General features: G+C 63.9%; 19 protein-coding genes. 7 read left to right on the plus strand and 12 right to left on the minus strand.

Annotation, left to right across the window (positions count from 1 at the left end):
* The first annotated feature begins 45 nt into the window (after positions 1-45).
* A complete protein-coding gene (locus BLV20_RS16525) occupies positions 46-1,158 on the plus strand; it encodes a type IV pilus assembly protein FimV (protein WP_256577810.1) in 1,113 nt (370 codons plus the stop codon).
* Here the strand turns inward: BLV20_RS16525 and BLV20_RS16530 are convergent.
* On the minus strand, positions 1,131-3,320 hold the full coding sequence (locus BLV20_RS16530) for a patatin-like phospholipase family protein (protein ID WP_092303230.1): 2,190 nt from the start codon (positions 3,318-3,320) through the stop codon (positions 1,131-1,133). The two genes, BLV20_RS16525 and BLV20_RS16530, sit on opposite strands and share 28 nt — an antisense overlap.
* A 71-nt stretch (positions 3,321-3,391) precedes the next feature.
* Here BLV20_RS16530 and BLV20_RS16535 point away from each other — a divergent pair, with 71 nt between their 5' ends.
* The gene (locus BLV20_RS16535; protein ID WP_092303232.1) at positions 3,392-3,679 is read left to right on the plus strand and encodes an Rdx family protein; all 288 of its coding nucleotides are present in this window, start codon (positions 3,392-3,394) and stop codon (positions 3,677-3,679) included.
* On the opposite strand, the gene BLV20_RS16540 is transcribed toward BLV20_RS16535, so the two are convergent.
* Together BLV20_RS16540 and BLV20_RS16545 are read right to left on the minus strand one after the other, a co-directional pair.
* Positions 3,673-4,563, minus strand: a complete 891-nt coding sequence (locus BLV20_RS16540; RefSeq protein WP_092303234.1) for a DMT family transporter — start codon at positions 4,561-4,563, stop codon at positions 3,673-3,675. The two genes, BLV20_RS16535 and BLV20_RS16540, sit on opposite strands and share 7 nt — an antisense overlap.
* Before the next feature lie 93 nt (positions 4,564-4,656).
* On the minus strand, positions 4,657-5,415 hold the full coding sequence (locus BLV20_RS16545; RefSeq protein ID WP_092303236.1) for a helix-turn-helix transcriptional regulator: 759 nt from the start codon (positions 5,413-5,415) through the stop codon (positions 4,657-4,659).
* A 132-nt stretch (positions 5,416-5,547) separates the two neighbouring features.
* Here BLV20_RS16545 and BLV20_RS16550 point away from each other — a divergent pair, with 132 nt between their 5' ends.
* Complete coding sequence (locus BLV20_RS16550; RefSeq protein ID WP_009042684.1) at positions 5,548-6,369, plus strand: UDP-2,3-diacylglucosamine diphosphatase; 822 nt, start codon at positions 5,548-5,550, stop codon at positions 6,367-6,369.
* Between the two features lie 119 nt (positions 6,370-6,488).
* Here the strand turns inward: BLV20_RS16550 and BLV20_RS16555 are convergent, their stop codons facing one another.
* Both BLV20_RS16555 and BLV20_RS16560 read right to left on the minus strand, forming a co-directional pair.
* On the minus strand, positions 6,489-7,079 hold the full coding sequence (locus tag BLV20_RS16555; protein ID WP_092303238.1) for an HD domain-containing protein: 591 nt from the start codon (positions 7,077-7,079) through the stop codon (positions 6,489-6,491).
* A gap of 96 nt (positions 7,080-7,175) precedes the next feature.
* Positions 7,176-7,487 (minus strand): Mpo1-like protein, encoded by a 312-nt coding sequence (locus BLV20_RS16560; protein ID WP_092303240.1) that lies wholly within the window; start codon positions 7,485-7,487, stop codon positions 7,176-7,178.
* Between the two features lie 163 nt (positions 7,488-7,650).
* Here BLV20_RS16560 and BLV20_RS16565 point away from each other — a divergent pair, with 163 nt between their 5' ends.
* On the plus strand, positions 7,651-8,712 hold the full coding sequence (locus tag BLV20_RS16565; protein WP_092303242.1) for an AraC family transcriptional regulator: 1,062 nt from the start codon (positions 7,651-7,653) through the stop codon (positions 8,710-8,712).
* Here the strand turns inward: BLV20_RS16565 and BLV20_RS16570 are convergent.
* Positions 8,669-10,123, minus strand: a complete 1,455-nt coding sequence (locus tag BLV20_RS16570; RefSeq protein WP_092303244.1) for a TrkH family potassium uptake protein — start codon at positions 10,121-10,123, stop codon at positions 8,669-8,671. The genes BLV20_RS16565 and BLV20_RS16570 overlap by 44 nt on opposite strands.
* Before the next feature lie 120 nt (positions 10,124-10,243).
* Between BLV20_RS16570 and BLV20_RS16575 the strand changes: the two genes are divergently transcribed.
* Positions 10,244-10,810: a nitroreductase family protein gene (locus BLV20_RS16575; RefSeq protein ID WP_092303246.1), complete on the plus strand. Its 567-nt coding sequence runs from the start codon at positions 10,244-10,246 to the stop codon at positions 10,808-10,810.
* A 65-nt stretch (positions 10,811-10,875) separates the two neighbouring features.
* Here BLV20_RS16575 and BLV20_RS16580 read toward each other — a convergent pair whose 3' ends face one another.
* From BLV20_RS16580 to BLV20_RS16605, 6 genes are all read right to left on the minus strand, one after another.
* Positions 10,876-12,216 (minus strand): sensor histidine kinase, encoded by a 1,341-nt coding sequence (locus BLV20_RS16580; protein ID WP_092303248.1) that lies wholly within the window; start codon positions 12,214-12,216, stop codon positions 10,876-10,878.
* 283 nt (positions 12,217-12,499) lie between these two features.
* Positions 12,500-12,937 carry a Spy/CpxP family protein refolding chaperone gene (locus BLV20_RS16585; RefSeq protein WP_092303250.1) on the minus strand — a complete coding sequence of 146 codons (438 nt, stop codon included), beginning with the start codon at positions 12,935-12,937 and terminating at the stop codon, positions 12,500-12,502.
* Positions 12,938-13,193: 256 nt separating this feature from the next.
* Complete coding sequence (locus BLV20_RS16590) at positions 13,194-13,871, minus strand: response regulator transcription factor (protein ID WP_092303252.1); 678 nt, start codon at positions 13,869-13,871, stop codon at positions 13,194-13,196.
* 7 nt (positions 13,872-13,878) lie between these two features.
* Complete coding sequence (locus BLV20_RS16595; protein WP_092303254.1) at positions 13,879-14,289, minus strand: SH3 domain-containing protein; 411 nt, start codon at positions 14,287-14,289, stop codon at positions 13,879-13,881.
* A gap of 109 nt (positions 14,290-14,398) precedes the next feature.
* Complete coding sequence (locus BLV20_RS16600) at positions 14,399-14,698, minus strand: YciI family protein (RefSeq protein ID WP_092303256.1); 300 nt, start codon at positions 14,696-14,698, stop codon at positions 14,399-14,401.
* A gap of 1 nt (position 14,699) precedes the next feature.
* Positions 14,700-15,296: a septation protein A gene (locus tag BLV20_RS16605; RefSeq protein WP_092303257.1), complete on the minus strand. Its 597-nt coding sequence runs from the start codon at positions 15,294-15,296 to the stop codon at positions 14,700-14,702.
* An 87-nt stretch (positions 15,297-15,383) separates the two neighbouring features.
* On the opposite strand from BLV20_RS16605, the gene BLV20_RS16610 reads away from it, so the two are divergent.
* The gene (locus tag BLV20_RS16610; RefSeq protein ID WP_092303259.1) at positions 15,384-16,247 is read left to right on the plus strand and encodes a PHP domain-containing protein; all 864 of its coding nucleotides are present in this window, start codon (positions 15,384-15,386) and stop codon (positions 16,245-16,247) included.
* A gap of 13 nt (positions 16,248-16,260) precedes the next feature.
* Positions 16,261-16,890: an L-threonylcarbamoyladenylate synthase gene (locus BLV20_RS16615; RefSeq protein ID WP_092303640.1), complete on the plus strand. Its 630-nt coding sequence runs from the start codon at positions 16,261-16,263 to the stop codon at positions 16,888-16,890.
* The last annotated feature ends 114 nt before the right edge of the window (positions 16,891-17,004 follow it).

A 17,004-nucleotide genomic window follows, 5' to 3' on the forward strand; every position in this document is an offset into this window, starting at 1 on the left:
CTTCTACCGGTATTGGCGATCTCGTATTCGCCTCTCGCCTCGGCGGTGGGCCTGGGCCAAATCACCGTGCATTCGGCGCTCAACCAGCCACTGGAGGCGGAGATCGCCCTGGTGCAGGCGCAAGGTTTGGGGGAGGGCGAGTTGTCGGTCGGCCTGGCGACGGCTGGCGAGTTCAAGCAGGCCGGTGTGGAGCGCTTGCCGTTTCTCGAAGACTTGCGTTTTATCCCGGTCCTGCAGGGGGAACGCAGGGTGATCCGGGTGGTGTCGAGCAAGCCGGTGAACGAGCCTTTCCTGGATTTCTTGTTGCAGGTGAACCAGGCCAATGGCCGACAGCTGCGCGAATACACGCTGCTGATCGATCCTCCGGGAAGCCCCGAAATAACGCCGGCCCCGGCACCGATCGGGGAGCCTGCGAAACCTGGGCCGGCGATGGCTACCCAGGCTCCGCCCGCGGCTGCCAAGGCGGCTGATCCCATGGCCGGACAATTGGCGCAGGCCATGCAGGCCAGCCAGCAGTTGCAGAACCAGGTGCAAGAGCTGCAAGGCACATTGCGGCTGCGCGACGAACAGTTGGCCCTGCAGCAGCAACAATTGCTGGCGCTGCAACGTCAGTTGGCCGAGGTCCAGCGCAAGCCTGCTGCTAATCCCGTCCCGGCTCAAGCCGCCGCACCCGCACAGCCGACGTCCCGTCCAGCCGAACAGGCGCCAGAAACCGCGGGCTCGAATCCCTGGCTGATGGTTGCAGCGCTGCTGCTGATGGCCCTGCTGATACTGCTGGTGGTGCGCCGCCGTCGTCAGTCCGCAGGCTTGCCAGGTAGGCAAGTGCCCGCCGAGCCTCGGCCAACGCAAACGCTGGCCAGCGCTGTGGCCGCGGTGGCTGCCCAGGAGCCGTTCAGGTCAGCGGCCGCTGCGGTCCCGGTACCGCCCATGCCCATGGTCGAGGAGCGCTTGGCCGATCATGAGCCATCGATCGATGTCGACTGGGACCTGATCGCGCCTGGCGAGCCTTCCAGCACGCCGGCGCCTGCCGCTGCCGTTCCGGCGCCGTTCAATGCCGACTCGATCGTCTGGCGCCTGGAGGAACCTGACGAGCCGGGCTCCAGCGCCCAGGCCGAGGCGGAGACTGAGACTCAGAAGGTCTGGCCCAGGTTGAGGTAAACCGCCTTCTGGTTGTCGTCGTTGATGCCATAACTGAAGTTCAGCGGCCCCAGCGGCGTATCGAAGCCGAGGAAAATGCTGGCGGCATTGATGTAGCCACTGTCGAACTCGTTGTCGTTGTTCCAGGCACGACCTCGCTCCAGGGAGCCGCCGATGTACAGCGGGAAATCCAGTGGCAGGTAGGAACGGGGCGTCAGCCGTCGGTAATACACGCCCCGCAGCAGGCTGGCGTTCTGGCCCGAGATGGCGTCCTGGCGGAAGCCCGACAACTGGCGGGCGCCGCCCAGCACGAAGCTTGAAGTCACCACCTCGGCTTCATCCAGGGTCCGGCCATATCGACCGCCGAGGATGAAAGTGTTCGGCCCGCTGCTCAACGCCTTGTCCAGCTTGAACTCCCATTGCCGGTAGCGTTTGTCCGAGCCCAGGCTAGGTTCGAACTGGCGCAGTGACAGGCCGATGTCTTCGCCCGCGTGGGGGAAGTAGACATTGTCCAGGGAGTCGAACGAATAGCGCAGTTCGTAAAAGCCTTCATTGAAGCTTTCGCTGGGCAGGTCCTGGTCGCCGACGCGCACTTCGGCCTTGCCCCAGGCCTCGCCGACGCCGAAGCGGATTTCGCCGCTGTTGCCGATCTGGCGTCCGATGTTGAGGCCGAAACCGTAGCGCTCCAGGCGGTATTCGGCGATCGGGTCGTTATCCAGCACGGCCTCGATGTTCTGCGATTCGATACCGATATACGGCGCGATGAAGTAGCGCGAGCCGACATCCAGTGGCTGGTAGAACTCGCTGTAGAGCTCTTGCTGATCGCCGATCTGCACCCGGGTCAGCCATTCGGCGCCGAGGCTGTTGATGCCGTTGACCCGGTAGCTGGCGCCCAGGTTGAAGGCGCTGTCGCCGCGCATGTCGTCGGACAGGTTAAGCCCCAGGCGCAGGTAATCGGTGCCGCTGCGTTTGCCCCGGGCGTTGATCACCAGGGTGTGGTCGTTGCCTTTGTGGACCACGCGGTATTGCACCTGCTCGAAGTAGTCCAGGCCGTACAGCGTGCCCATGTCGGTCTGCAGCCGGCCCAGGTCGAGAGGCTCGCCGATATGCTGGCGGATGTAATAGCGGATCACGTCGTCGCTGACTTTCGAATCGTTTTCCACCCGGATCGCGGTGATGATCGGGGTGCGCTGGCTCGGCGTGCGCGCGGCGCTGAGTTCGGCATCCATGGGTTCGGCCGGCCGCAGCGATGCCAGGCGGGCGTCGAGGATGCGGGTGGCGCGGTAGCCGGCATCGATCATTTCCTGGGCGCGGCCGAAGTCGGTGACGCCGAAACTGGCCAGGGGCGGCTGGATCAGTACGTCATCCTTGTGCAGCGACGCCAGTTGTTCTTCGGAATTGCGCCGGGTCATCAGGGTGATCGACTGGTTCAGCACATCGACCACGGTGTTCAGCTGCTGGCGCGAGCGCAGCGGGGTGCCGATGTCTACCACGATGGCGATATCCACGCCCATGTCGCGGGCCACGTCCAGCGGAATGTTGTCGGTCATGCCACCGTCCACCAGCAGCCGGCCATCCATCTCCACTGGGGCGAACACCGCCGGGATCGACATGCTGGCGCGAATCACCCGGGGCAGGTGGCCCTTGCGAAACACCACCTTCTCGCCGCTGGCGATGTCGGTGGCAACCGCGCGGAACGGGATCGGCAGTTTGTCGAAGTCGCGGGTGTCGCTGGCGTGGGCCAGCATGCTTTCCAGCAGCAGGGCCAGGTTCTGGCCCTGGATGACCCCCAGCGGCAGGCCGAGGCTGCCGTCGTCGCGGAAGCTGAGCTTCTGTTTCACCAGGAAGTCGCGGTCATCCTGTTTGCGACGAAACGGTATGTCCTCGCGCGGCGGCGCGTCGGACAGCGCCTGTTGCCAGTCGATGCTCAGGGCCAGTTTTTCCAGCTCGTCGATCTTGTAGCCCGAGGCATACAGGCCGCCGATCACCGCGCCCATGCTGGTGCCGGCAATCGCGTCGATCTTCACGCCTTGCTCTTCCAGGGCCTTGAGCACGCCGATGTGCGCCAGGCCGCGGGCGGCGCCGCCGGACAGCACCAGGCCGATCTTCGGCCGTGGCGCCTCGGCGGCATGCAGGAACACGGGGAGCAAACACAGGACCAGGCAGGACAGCAAACGACGCATCGGGGATCTCGGGGGGCGCGATAAAGGCGGCTATTATAACGGCGCCCTTGAGCCCAGGAGTCGGCAGCACCATGACAGAACGTAAACCCGAAGTAGTTATCACCTATTGCACCCAGTGCCAGTGGCTGCTGCGCGCCGCCTGGCTGGCCCAGGAACTGCTGAGCACCTTCAGCGACGACCTGGGCAAGGTATCCCTGGAACCGGCCACCGGCGGCACCTTCCGCATTACCTGCGACGGCGTGCAGATCTGGGAACGCAAGGCCGATGGCGGTTTCCCCGAGGCCAAGGTGCTCAAGCAGCGGCTGCGCGACCAGATCGACCCGCAGCGCGACCTCGGCCACAACGACCGCACTCAGTGAGAGGCGACTTCCGCCGCGACGGCTTTTTTGCCCGAGCCGGACAGGCTGCTGGAGACCACGATGGCGAAGATGATCAGGACGCCGCCGATCAGCATGCGCAGCGTCGGTGTCTCGCTGAATAGCAGCCAGGCCACGGTAATCCCGTAGACCGGCTCCAGGGCGAACACCACCGCCGCGGTGCGGGCCTTGATCACCGCGAGGCTGGCGACGAACAGGCTGTGGGCCAGGCCGGTGCAGAAGATGCCGAGCAGGCCGATCCACAACCAGTCGATGGCGCGCACCTCGCTCAACCCCGGCGCCGCCACCGGCACCAGGCACAAGGCAACCACCACGTTCTGGCACAGCGCCGCCTGCACCGCCGGGATGCGCGCGGAACTGGCACGGTTGTTCAGTGACAGCAGCGCGAACAACAGGCCCGATCCCATGGCCCAGAGCAGCCCGTTGGTGGCTTCGCTGGCGAGGTCGAAGTCCGGCGTGACCAGCACCAGGCCGAGGCTGACCAGGGCCACCAGGACGATTTCGTTGAGACGGATCCGCTCACGAAAAATCAGCCCCTCGAGGATTACCGTGAAGGCCGGGAAGCTGGCGAAACCCAGGGTGGCGATGGCCACGCCCGCGACTTTCACCGCAATGAAGAAGCTCACCCAGTGCCCGGCCAGCAGCAGGCCGCTGAGCAGCAGGCGACGCCAGTCCGTGGCTTGCAGGCGTTGCCAGCGGGTGCTGCTGGCGAAACGGGCGAAGAACGCCAGGGCGAGCACCGCGAACGCTGCGCGACCGAAGACGATGATGGCCGGCGAGGCAGCAGCGAGTTTGCCGAAAACACCGGTGAGGCCGAACATCAGTGCGCCGATATGCAGGGCGCCAAGGGCAGTGCGCGGAGTCATTTCAATCCTTCAAGACGGTTGAGCGGAGCGTGCCAGTCTAAAAGCCCGGGGCGGATCCGGTCTGTCGCGATCCTCGCGTTTTTTGTCGACAACCTAGCGCTTGCCTGTGGCGCGTCGCAGCTTGCCGGGAGAGACGCCAAACTCGCGCAGCACTGCCGCGGCGAAGGCGCTCTGGGAGCTGTAGCCGACACGGCTGGCAATTTCACCGATGGGCAGCGCCGAGTCGCGCAACAGGCCGGCGGCCATGTGCAGGCGCCGGCTGCGGATGTAGTCCATCGGCGTTTGCCCGCATTCGGCGACAAACCGTGCATGCAGGCGGGCGCTGGACAGCCCGGCGACCTGCGCCAGGTCGACCACCTGCAGCGGATGGGCCGCGTGCCGGTCGATATGCGCATTCAAGGCGGCATAGGGCAGGCGCCGCCCGCCGAGGCTGGCGGCGCTGGCCTGGTTGAGGCTGGCCAGCAACAGCACGGCGCCTTGCTGGGCGATCAGCGGATCGTTGACCGGGCTGCCGGCCAGCCAGTTGACCAATTGGCTCTGCGCCGCATCCAGGGGCAGGCGCCCGGGGTTGTCGAGCAGGCGGCGACTGGCATCGGCGTGATCGCCCAGCGACTGCACCAGCCAATGTTCGTCGGGCACATCGAGCACCAGGCAGCGACTGCCGTTGGGGCTGCCGCAGGCGTGATGAGCACCGGAGGGCACCACCACGAAACTCTGCTGGACCACCTGGCTGCCCAGGCCGTCGACCTCGAAGTCGAGCTGGCCCGACAGGCCGAACACCAGCTGCGCGTGTTCGTGACTGTGGACGATCAAGTCATGGCTGTATTGGCGTAGCGTGAGGATCGGTCTCATCGCAGTCTCCTTGGCAGGACGGCAGTCTACACCGGCGACCCGCGGGCAGGCGCTGTCATCGGACTGCCGTATTTCTGTCACGGGCGATTAATCGCCTGGGCGCAAGCTCGCAAAAAATGCAGGAGCGTGCCCATGACCAGTGCCGAACTCGCCAGACCCAGCCGCAAGCAACGCGTGCGCACCTTGTGGATTTCCGATGTGCATCTTGGGACCCGGGACTGCCAGGCGGAGCACCTGTCGCAGTTTCTCAAGGGCTATCACGCCGACCGGATCTACCTGGTCGGCGATATCATCGACGGCTGGAAGCTGCGTGGCGGCATGTACTGGCCCCAGGCCCACACGAATGTCATCCGCCGCCTGCTGACCATGAGCAAGCGCGGCACCGAGGTGATTTATGTCACCGGCAACCATGACGAATTTCTGCGCCGTTATTCGAAGCTGATCCTGGGCAATATCCAGCTGGTGGACGAGGCGGTGCACGTCACCGCCGATGGCCGGCACCTGCTGGTGATCCACGGCGACCAGTTCGACGTCATCACCCGCTACCATCGCTGGCTGGCCTTTCTCGGCGATTCGGCCTACGAATTCACCCTGACCCTCAATCGCTGGCTGAATCATTGGCGGGCGCGCTATGGCTACGGTTACTGGTCGTTGTCGGCCTACCTCAAGCACAAGGTCAAGACCGCGGTCAGCTTTATCAGCGACTTCGAGGAAGCCATCGCCCATGAATGCGTGAAGCGCGAGTTGCACGGCGTGGTGTGCGGGCACATTCACCATGCCGAGATCCGCAAGGTCGGCGAGGTGGATTACCTCAATTGCGGGGATTGGGTCGAGTCGTGCACCGCGCTGATCGAGCACTGGGACGGCACCATCGAGCTCTATCGCCTGGCCGATGCCCAGGCGCGGGAGGCGCAGCGCAAGGCAGAGCTGGCGAAGGTGGCAGAGCTGGCTTGAGCGGCAGGTGCTGGCCGGGCGGATGTCATCGCGGGCAAGCCTCGCTCCTACGGTTTCGGGGGCGCGCGACTTCAACCTGTAGGAGCGAGGCTTGCCCGCGATGGCCTGCGCAGCTGTCCTCAGGCCGGTGCGTGTTCCTTTATGGCCGCCTTGTAGATCGAGTTTTTCGGTTGGGCGAACAGGCGTTCGAGCATGGGTTCGAAAAAGCTCAGCGGCAGGCTGGCGTAGTCCGGATCGAACGCCGCGGCGTCGTACTTGGCACAGAACTCGACGGTCCGCAGGTACAGCGGGTGGTCCTTGAATTGCTCGCGCAGGTGGCGGTCCATGCCCAGGTGATGGAAGAAGTAATAGCCCTGGAAGATCCCGTGTTTCTCCACCATCCACAGGTTCTCGGCGCTGATGAAGGGCTTGAGGATCGCCGCGGCGATGTCCGGATGGTTGTAGGAGCCCAGGGTATCGCCGATGTCGTGGAGCAGGGCGCAGACCACGTATTCCTCATCGCGGCCGTCATGCCAGGCCCGGCTGGCGGTTTGCAGCGAGTGCGTCAGGCGGTCCACCGGGAAGCCGCCAAAATCGCCTTCGAGCAACTTCAGGTGTGCCACGATGCGCGCCGGCAACTGTTTGGCGTAGGCACTGAAGTCCGCGGCGATGATCGCCCAGTCTTCCTGGGTGCCATCCTGCATGTGGGTGAAACGGGCCTGAGCGTTCATCGGCAATCCTCTTATAGTTTTTTTCAACGATTGCAGTCTATGCCCTGGATCCAATCCGGCACTGGCTACGCGGGACGGCTTGCTGTCCGGGGAGGCCTAAAACGGCACCTTGCCCAGCAACATGTCGCGGTACATGACGAAATCACCCAGAAGGCTATAAAACGGATGCTGGAAAGTGGCCGGGCGGTTCTTCTCGAAGAAGAAATGCCCGACCCAGGCGAAGCTGTAGCCGGCCACAGGCAGGGCCAGCAGCAACAGCCAGGCGCCCTTGCCGATGGCGAAGGCAAGAATGAACAACACCAGGGTGGTGCCAACGAAGTGCAGGCGGCGGCAAGTGCTGTTGCTGTGTTCGCTCAGGTAATACGGATAGAACTCGGCGAAGTTGTTGAATTGCTTGCTGTTATCCACGACTGCGATCTCTGTGGTTATTTGTCCTGTCAGCGGCATGCTCCGCGCGGAGCTTATTTGAGTCTAGAGTCATCAATGGCGGGAGCCAGTGACAATAGGCGCCACTTTAGTATCCTTGGGAAATCGGCCGTAGCATGCGGCTCATCATGTAAAGAATCCCACCATGAGCGAACGAACGACTTCGGCAAGCTGGGCGATGGGAATTGTCAAAGCTCTGGAGATGGACGGCCTGGATTGTCGTGCATTGTTCAAGCAGATCGGGCTCGACTATGCCGCGCTGGAGGATCCGGACGCGCGTTTCCCCCAGGACTCGATGACGCGTCTGTGGCAGCGGGCGGTGGAGCAGTCCGGCAACCCGGCCATCGGCCTGAACATGGGCAAGGTGGTACGCCCGGCTTCCTTCCATGTGGTCGGCTATGCGCTGATGTCCAGCCGCACCCTGGCCGAGGGTTTCCAGCGCCTGGTGCGTTATCAGCGAATCATCGCGGAAAGCGCCGATCTGAGTTTCCAGCTTTTGCCTGAAGGTTATGCGCTGATTCTGACGGTGCACGGCGATCACCTGCCGCCGACCCGGCAAAGTGCCGAGGCCTCGCTGGCCTGCGCGCTGACGCTGTGCGGCTGGCTCACCGGGCGCACGCTGCAACCGCGCCAGGTGCTGATGCAAGGTGCCGTGCCTGTCGACCTGGAACCTTACAAGCAGGCGTTTCATGCGCCGTTGGTGTTCAACGCGCCCTACGATGCACTGATTTTCGAGCGTGCCGACATTGAGGCGCCGTTGCCGACCGCCAATGAAGCCATGGCGCTGCTGCATGACCGCTTTGCCGGCGAGTACCTGGCGCGGTTCTCCGAAAGCCGGGTGACGCACAAGGCGCGTCAGGCGCTGTGCCGGTTGTTGCCCCAGGGCGAACCGAAACGCGAGGCTGTCGCCCAGACCCTGCACCTGTCCCAGCGCACACTGCAACGGCGCTTGCAGGAGGAGGGCACCAGTTTCCAGACCCTGCTCGACGACACCCGTCGCGAGCTGGCCGAACAATACCTGGCGCAGCCGAGCATGACCCTGCTGGAGATTGCCTACCTGCTGGGCTTTGCCGATCCGAGCAATTTTTTTCGCGCTTTCCGCCGCTGGTTCGATACCACGCCCGGCGAATACCGGGCGCGGCTGCAGGAGCCTGTGGCCGCTGTCAGTGACGCCAGAACGCCGGAATACACAACACAAACACGGTAATGATTTCCAGCCGGCCGAGTAGCATGCCCAGGGACAGAATCCACTTGGCGGCGTCCGGCAGGGTGGCGAAGTTGCCGGCCGGGCCGATGGTTTCGCCCAGGCCCGGGCCGACCCCCGACACCGTACTGGCCGCGCCGGTCAGGGCGGTCATCCAGTCCACGCCCAGCAGCGACAGGGCCAGGGCGATTATGCAGATGGTGATGGTGAAGAAGAACGAGAAGGTCAGGATCGAGCGGACGATTTCCTCGTCGAGGCGGTGACCGTTGTACTTCTGCTTGATCACCGCGCGCGGGTGGATCAGCTGGTTCAAGTTGGCCTTGAGCAGGATATAGGCGACCTGGAAGCGGAAGATCTTGATCCCGCCGGCGGTCGAGCCGGAACAGCCGCCGACAAAGCCCAGGTAAAAGAACAACATCAAGGAGAAGTTGCCCCACAGGCTGTAGTCGCCCAGGGCAAAACCGGTGGTGGTGACCACCGAGGTGACGTTCAGCGCGACATGACGCAGGGCTTCCAGCCAATGCAGCTGGGTGGTCCACCAGTACCAGGTGCCGAGCACCAGCCAGGTCACCAGCAGCATCCCGAGCAGGCCCTGGACCTGCTGGTCCTTGATCAGCGCCCGGCGGTTGCCGCGCAGGGTGGCGACGTACAAGGTGAACGGCAGGCTGCCGAGAATCATGACCACCACGGCCACCCAGTGCACCGCCGGTTGCGGCCAGTGCGCCAGCGAGCTGTCGGACGTGGAGAACCCGCCGGTGGAAATCGCCGACATCGCGTGGTTGATCGCGTCGAACAGGCTCATGCCGGCCCACCAGAACGCCAGGCTGCCGAGAATGGTGATGCCGACATACGCCGCCACGATCAGCCGCGCCACCATGTGCGAACGCGGCATGACCTTTTCCGAGCGGTCCGAGGATTCGGTCTGGAACAGGCGCATGCCACCGATGCGCAGCAGCGGCAGGATCGCCACCGCCATGCCGATGAAGCCGATGCCGCCGAGCCAGTGCAGCAGGGAACGCCACATCAGGATGCCCGGCGACATGGTGTCCAGGCCGCTGAGCACGGTGGCGCCGGTGGCGGTAATGCCGGACATGCTTTCAAAGAACGAGTCGGTGTAGCTGATGTGCTGGGTCAGCAGGAACGGCAAGGCGGCGAAGATGCACACCACCACCCAGCTGGATACTGTCAGCAGGTACATGTCCCGCGGCCGCAGGTGCACGTGTTCCGGGCGTCCCGGTATCACCAGGGCCAGGCCGGCGACGAAGGTGATCATGCTCGCCCAGAGGAACGATGGCAGGTCGCCGGTGCGCTCGAACAGCACCAGCGTCGCCATCGGAATAACCATGGCGATGGCCAGGGTAATCAGGAAAATGCCGAGGATGAAACCGATGATCCGTAGGGTCGGCAAGGCCATGAGGTCCGCTCGGGGCTGATAAGGAGGGCGCCATTCTACCTGCAGCGCAGAGCATGTAAACCGGCACCCGGAAGGCACTTACCGGTAGAATGCCCGGACATTTTTTTCAGGAGGTGGCCGATGGAGGCTCTCGACGCATTGCTCAAGCGTGTTTCCGTACCGCGACTGGTGGACCCGGCGCCAACGGCGGAGCAGCGCGAAGCGCTGTTCGCGGCGGCATTGCGCGCCCCGGATCATGGCCAGTTGCGGCCGTGGCGCTTTCTGACGGTGGAAGGCGCGGCCCGCGAGCAGTTGGGCGAGTTGCTGGTTGAGGCGGTGCAATTGCAGGGAGACGAAGTGACCCAGGCGGCCCTGGACAAAGCCCGCGCCATGCCGCTGCGCGCGCCGTTGGTGGTGGTTGTGGTGGCCCGCCTGCAGGAACACGTCAAGGTGCCGAAGTCCGAGCAGCGGCTGGCGGCCGGCTGTGCCGCGCACGGCATTCTGCTGGCGGCCTATGCCCAGGGCATCGGCGCGGTCTGGCGTACCGGCGAGTTGTCCTATTCGGCCCATGTCGCCCAGGGCCTTGGCCTGGGTGAGGATGAAGAAATCATTGCCTTCCTCTACCTGGGCACGCCGCTGAACGAGCCGCGGGTCGCGCCCAAGGTGGATACGGCCGAGTTCGTCAGTGCCTGGCCGGGCAAGGCCTGATCCTAGAGTCGCGGTGTAGCGGATAGCCAATCGCGGGCAAGCCGGATTGCCGCCCGCGAAGCTTTTCAGGCCTGGACGGTAACGCCAGGCACCAACGGCAATTCCAGGCTGGCGATAAACCCGCCTTGCGGATGATTGGCCAGCATCAGGCTGCCGCCATGGCGTTCCGCGGCGCGCCGGGCGATGGCCAGGCCCAGCCCGTGACCGGGCGCGGTCTGGCCCGGGGCGCGGTAGAAGGGCTCCCCCAGCTGGCGTAAATGTTCGGCATCCACGCCGGGGCCATGGTCCCGCACGCTGAGCACGATCCTCTCTCCCTGACGCATTGCCTGCACTTCGATCGGCTGTCCGGCCGGGTTGAAGCGCTGGGCATTGCGCAGCAGGTTGTCCACTGCCCGTTCGATCATGGTCGGCCAGCCCTTGAGGCTGAGCTGCGGCTCGGCATGGATTTTCACCGTCTGTTCCGGGCAGGCCAACTGGGCATCCTTCTGCAGGTTGGCGAGCAGGGCGTTGAGGTCGACCGCTTCGGCACTGGCGTTATCGGCGTCGACCCGGGCCAGCACGAGAATTTCACTGATCAGCGCTTCCAGGCGATCGCATTCGCGGGTCAGGCGCGGCCACAGGCGCTCGCGTTCCTCGGCCGTGGCCCGTTCGGCCAGCGCCAGGGCGATGCGCAGGCGCGCCAGTGGCGAGCGCAGTTCGTGGGAAACATCGCGCAGCAACTGGCGCTGGCTGCCGATCAGGCTTTGCAGGCGCGACCCCATGCGGTTGAAATCCTTGGCCAGCACGCCGAACTCATCGCGGCGAGCGGCCAGGCGGGCCAGGCTGTTCTGCTGATAAGTGGTTTGCCCCAGCTCATGCACCGCACCGCGTAAGCGGCTGAGCGGGCGGGTGATGGACAGGGTCACCAGCAGGCTGAACAGGGTCAGCACCACCAGCGCGATGGCCAGGGCGCTCAGCGGCCACAGCAGGCTGTCGCGGTGCCAGGCATCCAGTTCCGGGTGCGGAATGCGGTAGATCAGCAGGTAGGTTTCGCCGGTTTTCGGGCTGGTGTATTCGTCGGTCAGGCGTCGCCAGGGCAGGCGCCGGTCATCATTGTTCTGCCTGGCCTCGAACGCCGCCGCGCGGCGCGGAAAGGTCCCGCGGACCACCGGGTCGCCGGCTTCGTTGAGCACTTGCACGTTGACGTGATACTGGTGCTTGCGCTGTTCCAGGATGCCCTGGGCGGCGTCTTCGCCTTGTTCTTCGTAGGTGCGCGTCCATTCCTCGGCCAGGGTATTGAGGCCCGGATGGCGACTGAGAATCCAGGCATCCTGGTTCAACATGTGCCCAAGCAGAATCGACAGCCCCGCAACCAGGGCGATGGCCAACCAGAAGCTGGCGAGGATGCGCCAGAACAATGAACGCACGGGAAGTCCTCAAACAAGGAAAGCCCAGTGGGGAGCGCCACTGGGCTGTGGGATAAGCGCTAGGTTCTGTACGTAAACTGCCTGCGCATCGATCATGCTGCGTTAAAAACAGGCTCGTGCGCGAGTCCGATCGGAATGCTCATTTAGGCCCCTAAACTCTGCTTCCTCGCCTGTTTTGATTCGCTGCGCTTACCCTTCGGGCCAGCCTGCGGCTGTTACTCCCGTTGGTCGTTGCGCCTTGCCTGATCGCCGCTCGGCGACTTTACGTACAGAGCCTCGAGCATTATTGCGCTTTTTGCGGCTGTTGCGCTTTCCAGGCCTTGAACTCGGCCCATTCGGCGCGGCGCTCGGCTTGTTTCTTCTGGATGGCGTCAAACTCTTTCTGCTGTTCCGGCTTGAGCAGGGCGCGGATATCCGCTTCGGTTTTCTGGCGCTTGGCGGCGATCTCGTCCTTCATGGCCTTCTGGTCGGCCGGCGACAGTTTTTCCAGGTACTTCTGCACCAACTCCTTGCGTTCGTGCATCTGTTCACCCATCAGCTTGCGGATCTGCTGACGCTGTTCGCGGCTCAGGTCCAGCTGGCTGTAAGGGCCTTTGCCACGCATGTGTTCGCTATGGTGCGGGCCATCCATCGGGCCCATGGGGCCGGCACCTTCCGGCATGGCCATGGCCACGGTCGGCAGGGTAGCGGCGAACATCAGAGCGATCAGGGTCTTGCGCATGGTGTATCTCCTTGTCTCATTCCCGGTCAGTTCCGGATGTGTGCAGATTACGGAGATCAAGGTCAGCGGCGGTCAGCGAAGGGTAAAGCTTGGGTAAAGACGTTTTTGGCGAAACTGACACAACCCCCTGTAGCCGCTGCCGAGCCCGCGAGGCTGCGAACGACCTGTACGGTCGCAGGGATCTTCCGAATGCAGGAAGGCCTGCGGCCTATCGCAGCCTGCGGCAGCGGCTACAGGACCAGGGATCGGTTCAGAGTCAGAGGCTGTAGTAATAGCCACGGCTGCGCAGGGCGACGATGCGCGGACGGCCGTCGGGGTGCGGGCCGATCTTCTTGCGCAGGTTGCTGACGTGCATGTCCAGGCTGCGGTCGTACAGGGTCAGCTTGCGGCCCAGGGCGATCTGCGCCAGCTCCTGCTTGTCCAGCGGTTCGCCCGGCTGCTTGAGCAAGGCTTCCAGCAGGCGGCTTTCGGAAACGGTGAGGGTGATGTCCTGCTGGTCGATGCTGACCACGCCGCGGACCGGGCTGAAGCACAGGTCGCCCAGCTCCATCTGGCTGGACACCGCCGCCGGGTGGCTGCGGCGCAGCACCGCGCGCAAGCGGGCGGTCAGTTCACGCGGATCGCAGGGCTTGGCCAGGTAATCATCGGCGCCCAGCTCCAGGCCGAGAATGCGGTCCAGGGGCTCGCCGCGGGCCGAGAGCATCAGCACCGGCAAGTCCGGGTGGTCGTTGCGCAGTTGCTTGAGCAGTTCCAGGCCGCTGCCGTCGGGCAGCATCACGTCCAGCACCACCGCCGCCGGGGCGTGATCGGCCAGGGCGCGCCGGGCGCTCAGGCCATCGTGGCAGGCCCGTACCTGAAAACCTTCCTGGCCCAGCCAGCTGGTCAGCAGCTCGCAGAGCTCCTGGTCATCGTCAATCAGTAACAGGTCGCTCATGAATCACTCAATTTAGCCATTGTCGACGCCTTCTATGCCCACCACTGGCGAAGATACCGCAGAGCAGGGCCAATAGCGCAACCCCGGCGCCCGTGACAAACCACTGTTGCTGATCGGTCAGCAGGCGCGGCAGCGAACTGGCCTGGGCCTCGCGCAATTGCAGCTTGAGGCGCTGGTTTTCCTGGCGCAGGCGGCCCAACTGGGCGCTTTCGCGCTCGCCGTCGGCAGCCTGCAATTGCCGGGTCAGTTCTTCGCGTTGGCGCTCGCTGTCTTTCAGGCGCTGCTGCAATTCACTGATCTGGCTGCCGGCGCTCAGCGACAAGGGCGTCGAATACCCGGCGTCCGTGGTTTCTTCGGCAGAGGCGCTCGCCCCGATCGTTAACATGACCAACAACAGGCACAACAGACCTTGGCGCATCGGAACTCCTGATTCCAATCGAGTGTTGGGCAAGTTGTCGGCAGTCAAACGAGAATAATGAGCGATTGAGAGCACGATGAACCGATAAGGTTCACCGCGCGGGGAGGATCTACGGCAGGACTTGCTTGAACGGCTTGACCAGAACACTGGCATAGACGCCGGCGGCAATATAGGGATCGGCATCGGCCCAGGCCTGGGCGGCGCTCAGCGAGTCGAATTCGGCGACGATCAGGCTGCCGGTGAAACCCGCGGCGCCAGGATCATTGCTGTCGACGGCAGGGTGCGGCCCGGCCAGTACCACGCGACCTTCGGCCTTGAGCTGCTGCAACCGCTCCAGATGCGCCGGGCGGGCGGCCAGGCGGTTTTCCAGGGAGTTGGCGACGTCTGTAGCAATGATTGCGTAAAGCATGTCAGTCCTCGGTTTTCGACGTGGTGGGTTCGGTGTCGTGGAGATGGCGCGACAGGTAGACGCCCTGGCCGACCAGGAACAGCACGGTCATGCCCAGGCTGCCGAAGACTTTGAAGTCGACCCAGATGCTCTGGAAGGTGAAGGCCACGAACAGGTTGGCGGCGCCGCAGAACAGGAAGAAGGCGATCCAGGCGATGTTCAGGCGGGTCCAGACCGGATCCGGCAGGCTCAGCGCGTGGCCCATGATGCGCTTGATCAGCAGGCGGTCGCCGATGAAATGGCTGCCGATAAAGGCCAGGGCGAACAACCAGTTGACCACCGGCGCCTTCCATTTAAGGAAGGTTTCGCTGTGGAAGGCCAGGGTCAGGCTGCCGAACACCAGGCAGGCGACCAGGGTCAGCCACTGGCTCTTCTCCAGCTTGCGCTGGGAGATGAACAGCGCGCCATAGACCACCAGGGAACTGATGATCAGCACCGCCGTGGCGCTGTAGATACCGCCTACGGTCAATTGCTGACCGGCAATGTCGACGACTCGGGGATCGATTTTGTAGACGATGAAAAACAGGAACAGCGGGATGAAGTCGATGAATTGTTTCACAGTGGCAGCCAGAAGCAGGATGTGCCGGCATAATAACAAACATCCATGGCAGCGAAAGCGCCAGCTGACTCGAGGTTGAACAGTCCCGTGAATGTTGATTTGCACTGCCACAGCACGGCCTCCGACGGCGCCCTGGCGCCCGCGGCTCTGGTTGCGCGTGCGTTCGAGAAAGGCGTGCGAGTCCTGGCCCTGACCGATCATGACACCCTGGAAGGCCTCGACGAGGCCCGCCTCGCCGCGCAGGAACTGGGCATGCAACTGGTCAATGGCGTCGAATTGTCCTGCACCTGGGGTGGGGCGACCATTCATGTGCTGGGTTACGGCTTCGACGTCAATGCGCCGTCATTGGTCGAGGCCATCGGCAAATTGCACGATGGCCGTTGGCTACGGTCCGAAGAAATAAGCCGCAAGCTCGCGCTCAAAGGCATGCCGGGCGCCCTCGAAGGGGCCCGGGCGATCCAGCAGGAGCTGGGCGACAGCGGCAATGCGCCGGCGCGGCCGCATTTTGCCGATTACCTGGTGCGCGCCGGTTTCGTGAAGGACCGCGCCGAGGCTTTTCGCAAGTGGCTGGGGGCCGGCAAGCTGGGTGACGTCAAGCAGCATTGGCCGACCCTCGAGGAAACCGTCGAGACGCTGCGCGCGGCGGGTGCCTGGGTCAGCCTGGCGCATCCCTGGCATTACGATTTCACTCGCAGCAAACGTCGCCGCCTGATTGCCGACTATATTCAAGCAGGTGGCCACGCGATCGAGGTGGTCAACGGCCATCAACCCGCCGAGCAGGTGGGCAGCCTGGCCATCCTTGCTCGGGAGTTCGGTCTGCTGGTGAGTGCCGGCAGTGATTTTCATGGCCCTGGGGGCTGGTCCGAGATAGGCGAATATCGCCCGGTTCCGGAGGATCTGCCGCCACTTTGGTGTCGGTTCAAACATGAGCCAATTATTGCCGCCGTCTGAACAGGTAGAGAATGTGAGTCAATTTTTCCAGATTCATCCGGAAAACCCGCAACTGCGCCTGATCAAACAGGCTGTCGAAATCATCCGCTCGGGTGGCGTGGTGATCTATCCGACGGACTCGTCCTACGCCATTGGCTGCCAGATCGGCGACAAGAACGCGGTCGAGCGTGTGCGGCGTCTGCGCCAGCTGGATGACAAACACAACTTTGCGCTGATCTGCAGCGACCTGTCGCAGCTGGGCCTGTTCGCCAAGATCGATACCGGCACCTTTCGCTTGCTCAAGGCCCATCTGCCCGGGCCTTACACCTTTATTCTCAACGCCACCCGCGAAGTGCCGCGGTTGTTGCTGCACCCCAAGAAACGCACCATCGGCCTGCGGGTGCCGAGCCATCCGATTGCCCTGGCCCTGCTGGCCGAGCTCGGCGAGCCGCTGATGAGCGTCAGCCTGATCATGCCCGGCGAAACCGAGCCGATGAGCGATCCTTACGAAATGCGCCAACTGCTCGAGCATCAGGTCGACCTGATCATCGATGGCGGTTTTGGCGGCATCAAGGCCTCCACCGTGATCAACCTGGCCGATGGCGAGCCGGAAGTGATCCGCGTCGGCTGCGGCGACCCGGCCCCCTTCATGGTCGAGGCCTAGATGTCTGCAGTGGAACACGTTGACGACCAGGCCGGAGCGCAGCAGGAGCTGCCCTTCGCGATGGTCTATGGCCAGGCGGTCATGGAAATGCCGCTGGACCTGTATATCCCGCCG

Source organism: Pseudomonas sp. NFIX28 (assembly GCF_900107395.1).
Classification (GTDB): Bacteria; Pseudomonadota; Gammaproteobacteria; order Pseudomonadales; family Pseudomonadaceae; genus Aquipseudomonas.